The 9016-nt window shown below is 64.4% G+C and carries 2 protein-coding genes; both read left to right on the top strand.

Annotation, left to right across the window (positions count from 1 at the left end; genetic code table 11):
* Window positions 1-7958 (top strand): BapA/Bap/LapF family large adhesin (locus WFM46_RS21165; protein ID WP_336998456.1); only part of this gene is annotated, 7958 nt, incomplete at its 5' end.
* A 77-nt stretch (window positions 7959-8035) separates the two neighbouring features.
* Window positions 8036-9016, top strand: a 981-nt coding sequence (locus tag WFM46_RS21160) for a TolC family protein (protein ID WP_336998455.1), incomplete at its 3' end; no start/stop codon positions are given.

Here is a 9016-nt window from a genome sequence, read left to right as displayed (position 1 = left end):
GCGCGACGGGGGCATGGAGCGTACAGCTCACTACGCCGCTGGGGAACGGCACCCACGCCCTGACCGCCACGGTGAGCGATGCGGCGGGCAACATCGCCACCTCCGGCACCTTTAACCTGGTGGTGGATAACGTGCCGCCTGCCACGCCGGAGATTCCGGCTATCACCGTCAACCCGGACGGCAGCGGCGAGACCCCGCTTACCGGTGGGGGCAGCACCCGTGATACCACCCCAACCCTGAGCGGGACCGGGAATGAGGGGGATCTCGTCACCATCTATAATGGTACCACCCCTATCGGTGAAACCACCGTGCAGCCGGACGGGGCCTGGACCTGGACGCCGCCTTCGGATCTGCCTAACGGCACCTACGATCTGAGCCTGACCGTGACCAACAGCGACGGCGCGGGTAACGAGAGTGCGCCATCCCAGCCGGTAAGCATCACCATCGATACCGAAGCGCCAGAGACGCCAGCGCTGCCGGTGGTGACGGATAACGTCAGCGATATCACCGGCCCGGTAGCCAACAACGGCGCCACCAACGATACCCGTCCGGTGCTGAGCGGCACAGGCACGCCGGACGACATCATCACCATCTATGACGAGACCCTCAACGGAAACAATCCGGTGGGCGAAGTGGTGGTCGACATCAACGGCAACTGGACGTGGCGTCCGGACCTGCCGCTGACGGAGGGCACCCACAGCTTCACCCTGACCGCCACCGACCCGGCGGGCAACGCATCGCCGGTATCTGGCAGCATGACCGTCACCGTTGACAGCGTCGTGCCAGCGATCCCAACTATCGGCATCGTGGATGACAACGTCGGTCCGGTCACCGGCAACATTACGGCGGGGGGCAGCAGCAACGACAATACCCCAACCGTCACCGGTACCGGAGAGAACGGCAACACGGTGATTCTCTACAGCAACGGCATTGAGGTGGGACGCGGCCAGGTCACTGACGGCATCTGGAGCATCACCACGTCGGAACTGCGAGATGGCCCAACCACCCTTACCGTGGCGGCGGTGGATGTTGCCGGGAACGTCAGCGCGGCGGGGAGCGACTTCGCCTTCACCATTGACACCCTCCCTCCTGCCATCCCGCAGCTGCTGGCGATCTCCGACAGCACCCTGGCAGGCGGCCAGCTCTACGCCAACAGCAGCACCCCGACCCTGAGCGGGACCGGGGAGCCGCTCAGCACCATCACCGTCTCTGTTGACGGACAACCGCTGGGCGAGGTGCAGACCGACGCCCAGGGCCAGTGGACGCTGCCGATCCCTGACGGCACCCCGCTCTCCGATGCCCCGCACACCTTTACCGTGGTGGCGCGGGATGCGGCGGGCAATACCAGCGAAAGCACGCCGGTTAACCTGATCGTTGATACCCAGGCGCCGGGTGCGCCGGTGGTGACCGGGATTGTCTCCGGCGGTACGCCGCTGACCGGTACCGCCGAAGCGGGTTCCATTATTACGGTGACCGGCCCGGGCAACGTGGTGCTGGGCACCGGGGTCACCAACGCCCAGGGGCAATTCTCCGTCGCCCTGACCCCGCCGCAAAGCGACGCGGTCACCCTGAGCCTGACCGCCAGCGACGTGGCGGGCAACACCAGCCTGCCGGGATCGTATGACGTTCCAGCCACGCCAGCGCTGCCGGACGTGCCGGTTATCGACGCCATCGTGGATGACAACGGCACCGGCGGCAGCATCAACGTCAAGGGCCTCAGCTCTAACGACGCCACGCCAACCCTTACCGGCACGGCGATCCCGGGCAGCGTGGTGACCGTTTATCTCGACGGCAGCACCACGCCGCTGGGCACCGTCACCGCCGATGCCACCACCGGGGCCTGGTCGTTGCCGGTTGCCACCGCCTTGAGCGAAGGCAGCCATAGCTTCAGCGTCACCGCCACCGTCGACGGCCAGACCAGCGGCCAGTCGCCAGAGGCGACGGTGAACATCGATCTCACCCCGCCTGCGGCACCTGCTCTGGGCACGCTGGTGGATAACGTCGGCACCGTCACCGGTTCAGTGGTTAGCGGTACTCCGACTAACGACAACCAGCCAACCCTGAACGGCACGGCGACACCGGGGGATGTGATCACCATTTATGCCGGTGATACCGTGCTCGGCACCGTACCGGTGAGCGCAACCGGAGCCTGGAGCTTCACGCCCACCGAGCCGCTGGCGGATGGCACCTATACCCTGCTCCTCACCGCCACCGATCCGGCGGGCAACCAGAGCCAGCCGTCGGCACCGTTCTCACTGGTGGTGGATACGGTGGTGACACCACCGGTTATTACCGGAGCGAATGATGACGTCGGGCCGGTGACTGGCAACGTGGTCAGCGGCGGCAGCACCAACGACAACACCCCGACCCTGACGGGCACCGCGGAAGCGGGCAGCAGCGTCGCCCTCTATGAAGGCACTCGCCTGCTCGGCACCGTGGTCGCCAATGCCAGCGGGATCTGGAGCTTCACTCCGACGGTGGTGCTGGCGGAGGGCCAACACAGTTTCACCGCCATCGCCACCGACCTGGCGGGCAACGTCAGCGCTGCGTCCGGGGCTTACACTCTGACTGTGGACATGACACCACCAGCGACGCCAGTCCTGGTTAGCGTTAACGACGACGTGGCGGGCAATACCGGCGTGCTGGTCAGCGGCCAGATCACCAACGACGCACGTCCGGAACTGACCGGGACCGGCGTGGCGGGCAGCACCGTGCGCATTCTGGATAACGGCCAGCAGATCGGCACCGCGCTGGTGGACGACAGCGGCAACTGGCGCTTTATCCCGGACACCGATCTGGCTCAGGGGCCGCACGAGCTGCGCGTCAGCGCGAGCGATGCCGCAGGCAACGTCTCGGGCACCTCGCCGGCCTTCTCCCTGAACGTTGATACCGTCGCGCCGCTGGCGCCGGTGCTGGCAAACGTGGTGGATGATGTCGGGACCCTTACCGGCACGGTGAACAACGGCGGCATCACCAACGATACCCGCCCAACCTTTAACGGCACCGGCGAAGCGGGCTCGATTGTCACTATCCTTGTGGATGGAGAAGCGGTCGGGACCGCGGTGGTTAACGCCGCGGGCAACTGGACCTTTACCCCTGACACTGCCCTCGCCGAGGGGCTGCGCAGCGTCACCTTCACCGCCACCGATCCGGCGGGGAACACCGGACCTGCAAGCGCAGCCTTTACCCTGACGGTAGACACCACCGCCCCGGCAGCACCGACCATCGTGGCCGCCGCCGATAACGTGGGCAGCATCCAGACGCCGCTCACCGTTTCGGGCCAGGTGACTGACGATCCAACCCCAACCCTGTCCGGGCAGGCGGCCGCCAGCGCCACGGTGACGATCTATGACAACGGCGTGGCCCTTGGCACCGTACAGGCCAGCGCCGCCGGGGAGTGGAGCTTTACCCCGGCCACGGCGCTCGGTAACGGCAGCCACACCTTCACCGCCAGCGCCACCGACGCGGCAGGCAACCTCAGCGAAGCCTCGGCAGGCTTTACGGTGATTGTCGATACCATCAAACCGCTCGCGCCGGTGATCGCCCTGGCCCAGGATGACGTCGGCAGCATAACCGGGGCACTCCCCAGCGGGCAGCGCACCGATGACACTCTGCCGGTGCTCACCGGAACCAGCGAAGCGAACGCCCGGGTGCAGGTGTTTGAAGGCGATATCCTGCTGGGCACCGCCACTGCGGATGCCAGCGGCAACTGGTCGATTGCCCTGACCACGCCGCTCACCAACGCCACACACAACTTCACGGCGGTGGCAACGGATGCGGCGGGTAACGTCAGCGATCCGTCCAACACCTTCAGCCTGACGGTAGATACCCAGCCGCCAGCGGTGCCGGTGCTGGTCTCAGTGGTGGATGATGTCGGTGCGGTGACGACCCTCACCAGCGGCCAGCTGACCAACGACGCGAGACCGACCCTCAGCGGCACCGCGGAAGCGGGCGCGACGGTGAGCATCTACGACGGCGCCCTGCTGCTTGGCAGCGTGGTGGCCGATGCCAACAGCGCCTGGAGCTTTACTCCGACTACCCCGCTGGCGGATGGCCTGCACACCCTGACGGTGACCGCCACCGACGCGGTGGGCAACGTCAGCCTGCCGACCGCGGGCTTTACCGTGAATGTCGATGCCACCGCCCCGGCTGCGCCTGTCATTACCTCGGTAGTGGATGACGTCGGCTCGATTCAGGGCCCGGTGATCAACGGCAATCCGACCAATGACACCCGTCCAACCCTCAACGGCACCGCCGAAGCGGGCGCAATAGTGCGCATCTACGACGGCACCACGCTGGTAGGCGAGGTGACGGCCAACGCCCAGGGCCAGTGGACGCTGGCGCAGACCACCACCGCCCTCACCAACGGGGTGCATAACTTTACCGCCACCGCCACCGATGCGGCGGGCAACCTCAGCGCGGCGTCGCCGGTCACCGCCATCACCGTTGACACCATCGCTCCGGGAGCACCGGGCGGTTTGACTGTACTGGAGAGCGGGGGCCGGATTAACGGTACCGCCGAGGCGGGCAGCACCGTCACCATTCTCGGCACCGACAACGTGACCGTGTTGGGCACCGGCGTAGCCGACGCGGGCGGGCGCTTCAGCATCGCGCTCTCCACGCCGCAGGTGAACGCCGAACTGCTGCACCTCTTCGCCACCGACCGGGCCGGTAACGTGGGGCAGACGGTGGATCTGCGGGTGCCGTACTCGGTGATCCCGAATCCGCCAGTCATCACCAGCGTCAACGACAACGTGGGCAGCATCATTGGCAATCTGCTCAACGGGCAGCGCACCGACGATACCACCCCAACGCTGACCGGGACCGCGCAGCCGCTCTCCACCATCACCCTGTATGACAACAATGTGTTGTTAGCAACGGTGACCACCAACAGCGCCGGGGTCTGGACATACACCCCAACCGTGCCGCTGGGTAATGGCCCTCACGCCTTTACCGCCACCGCAGGCAATGCGGTTGGCACCAGCCCGGTGACGCCGCTGAGCTCGATTGTCGTGGATACCGTCGCCCCGGGCACGCCGCAGGGAACCTTTAACGCCGACGGCAGCGTTCTGAGCGGGACCGCCGAAGCGGGGAGCACCATCACCCTGCTGCTGAGCGATAACAGCGTGGTGACCACCACCGCTAACGCCCAGGGCAACTGGAGCTACACCTTCCTCGACAGACAGTCCGAAGGGGAGCGAATCACGCTTTCCGCCACCGATGCGGCGGGCAACACCTCCGCCACCGGTACGGTGATTGCGCCAAACCTGCCGCTGTCCGCGAGTGACAACGTGGTAGGGCTGGCCCTGACCACCAACGCCACCACCAGCACCGCCCAGTACAGCGACTACGGCGTGCAGCTGGTGGGCGGCGTCGGCAACGTGCTGTCGCTGCTGGGGGAGAACTCCGCCCAGGTGACCTTCACCGTACCGACCGGCGGTAGCGCAGATATGGAGATCAACGCCAGCGCCACGGGCATCGTGCTCTCCCTGCTTAACACCCTGGAGATCATTGTGCAGCGCTGGAACGGCAGCTCCTGGACCACCGAAGTGGATACTGGCCTGCCGCAGTTCGCCAACCTGCTGACCCTGGGTGCCAGCGGCGTGACCCTGAACCTGGCCGGTCTGCCGGGCGGGCAGTATCGTGTGCTGAGCTACAACACCAACCTGCTGGCAACCGGGTCATACACCAGCCTGGACGTGGACGTCACCCAGACCACAGCTGGTACCCTGTCCGGCACGCTGGTGCAAAACGGTAACGTCATCACCGATATCGATCCGGTGAGCGGCAGCGACAGCGCGCCAAACGGCACGGTGGTGACCAGCGTGACCAACGCCAACGGCGTCACCGTCAACGTGGCGGCAGGTGCGGCGGGCACCACCATCAACGGGCTGTACGGCACCCTGACCCTGCACACCGACGGGAGTTACACCTACACCCTGACCAATACCAGCGCCTCGGTGCTGGGCCGGACCGACACCTTCATCTATAACATCGCCGGAAAAGGGGCCACGGACGACGCCCGCCTGGTGATTACCCTGGGTGAGAACACGGTGCGCAACAGCGTGACGGCGGTGGACGACACCGCCTCCCTGACCTTCGGCACGCAGGTACAGTCCATCGACTACGGCCCGTCAAGCCAGGGCGGCTTTACCGTGGTGGGGGTTAACCTCGGCAACGTGCTGAACCTCAACCTGCTGGACGATCGTAGCGAGACCATGAAGTACAGCGTGGCGGAGGGTACCACCCGCACCATGACCATCCAGAGTAGCGTCGGCGGGGTGGCCCTGGCCTCGGTGTTTGACCTCTATATCTACAAGTTCAACCCGGCAACCCAGAGCTACGAGCGGGTACGCACCGAGGCAGGCTGGCTGCGCGCGCCGCTGCTGGGTGGCACCTCGGCACCGCTGACCCTGACCCTGCCGGCAGGGGATTACATCTTCCTGATGAACACCGTCTCGGGGATCACCGCCCTGACCGGCTACCGTCTGAACGTGCTTGAGGACCACGTTTATGCCGTCACCAGCACCACCGCCAGCACCACCGGCGACGTGCTGCAAAGTGACATCGCGCCTGCGGGCACGCTTGTCACCCAGGTGAACGGCGTTAACGTGAACGCCACCGGCACCACCCGCATCGAGGGAGAGTACGGCACGCTGCTGATCGACGCCCAGGGCAAATATACCTATACCCTGCGCGCCGGGGTGGGCGCCGACCAAATCAGCACCCCGGACAGCTTCATCTACACCGTGACGGCACCGAATGGCGATAAGGACACCGCCTCCCTGAACATCACCCCGACACCGGTGGCGCTGGATGCGGTGAACGACGTCAGCCGCGAGCTGGTGGTGGATACTACCCCGCAGGTTGCCGCCTACCGCGATGACACGGTGGGTAACGCAACGTGGAACGCCGCCCTGCTGGCCCCAACCTCCCGCAGCGGCAGCGGCACGTTTGTGGTGGACGCCAACACCGCCCTGCATGACATCGTGCTCCACTTTAACGTCGCCTCCCTGCTGTCATTGGGCGGACTGAACGTAAACTGGACCATTACCGGGGGAGGGGTTTCCAGAAGCGGTTCATTCAATGGCGGCCTGCTGTTGGGTGGCGTGGCGACCATAAACGTCACCGGTCTGGATCTGGACGCCGGGACCTACACCCTGAGCTTTACCGGCTCCATGGGGCCGCTGGGAGTGGGCCAGATCTCCATCACGCCATACGTCACCGGTACTACCGTCTACCTGAACAATGAGCTCACCACCGCGGGCCACACCGTCACCGGCAATATCTTCGACGGCACGGATTCCGGCGGCGTGCTGGATCAGCTGCACTCGGTAGACAGCCGTCTGAGCATCACCGGCTATAACGGCACCACCACTACCCTCGATCCGTACACCACGGCCAACGCTACCGCCAACATTCAGGGGCATTACGGCGTGCTGAACATCGGAGTGGATGGTCACTACACCTACACCCTGAACAGCGGCGTCTCGCTGGCCTCAATGACCACGAAGGAGACCTTTACCTACAAACTGACCGGCGATAACGGCACGACCGACACCGCCAACCTCACCATCAACATGGCACCGAAGTTCGTCAGCACGGAGCATAACGATACCTTCACCGGTAGCGCCTATGGCGACACGCTGATTTACGAAGTGCTGAACAACACGGCGGGGAACGGGACGGCAGGCAACGGCGGTAACGACCACTGGACCAACTTCTCACTGGCGCAGGGAGACAAGATCGATATCAGCGATCTGCTGGTGGGCTGGAACGGAAGTAGCGCGACGCTCGGTAACTATTTGCACGTCACAAATAGCAATGGCAATACCGTGATCTCCGTCGACCGGGACGGAGCGGCAAATATTTACACGAATACTACACTGGTAACACTGGATAACGTTCAGACAACTTATGAGGAGCTGGTTAACCAGAATCACATCATCACCGGTTAGCGCTAATAACAAGACCCGGGCGCTCGTCGCCCGGGCTTAACATTATAAAGTTGTTCAGTTTTTTTAGGGATAATGCCATGAACAAAGTACCTTGCTGGTGGCTTGGGTGCTGCCTGTTGTCTGCACAGGTCCTTGCCGCCGATTCGCCTGCGGTAATCAGTTTTGGACAATTAAATGAAAATCAGGCGCTGCCCGCTCTGGATGGACGGGTCGCCCTGCCCACCCGTCAGGCCGCCCCCGGTACCTTAACCCTCGGCGATGCGGTGACCCGCGCCGTCAACTGGCATCCCACCATTCGCGAAGCGGTGGGCAAACTTTACGAACAGATCCAGCAGGTCGATGTCGCTAAATCGAAATACTATCCGCAAATCAGCGCCGGGATAGACAACGGCTACAGCAATAACTCCAGCGATACCGGCTTTACCCCCTCGGTGGTGGTCTCCCTCTCCCAGATGCTCTATGACTTTGGCAAGGTGGCAAGCCAGGTGCGCGCTGAAGACGCGGGCGTGGTGCAACAGCAGGCCAACGTGCTGTTGAGCATCGACACTATCGCCCGGGATACCGCCATCGCCCTGGTGCAGGTGCAGATGTGGCAGCAGATGGTGGAGACCGCCGAAGAGCAGCTTGAGGCGCTCGGCGCCATCGGCAAGCTGACGCGCCAGCGTAACGACGAAGGGGCCACCTCGCTCTCGGACGTGGTGCAGACCGACGCCCGTATCGAAGGGGCGCGTTCGCAGCTGATGCAGTATCAGGCCAACCTCGACAGCGCCCGCGCCACGCTGATGAGCAACCTCGGCTGGAGCAATCTGAACGCGGTCAGCAACGCCTTTCCGGAAAAACTGGCCCGGAGCTGCGACATCAACGAGCCGGATGACCGGCTGGTGCCCGCGGTGCTGGCTTCCTGGGCGCAGGCTAACGTGGCGCAGGCGAACCTCGATTACGCCAATGCGCAGATGACCCCTACCGTCTCGCTGGAGCCGCAGGTGCGTCACTACATGAACAACCGCTATCCCGGCCACGATACGCTGGACAAGACCCAGTACAACGTCTCGGTGAAC

It is taken from the genome of Leclercia sp. M50 (assembly GCF_037150775.1).
In the GTDB taxonomy this organism is placed as follows: Bacteria; Pseudomonadota; Gammaproteobacteria; order Enterobacterales; family Enterobacteriaceae; genus Enterobacter.
Note: the sequence above shows the minus strand (reverse complement) of the source record. Positions and strands in the feature narration are given on the sequence as shown.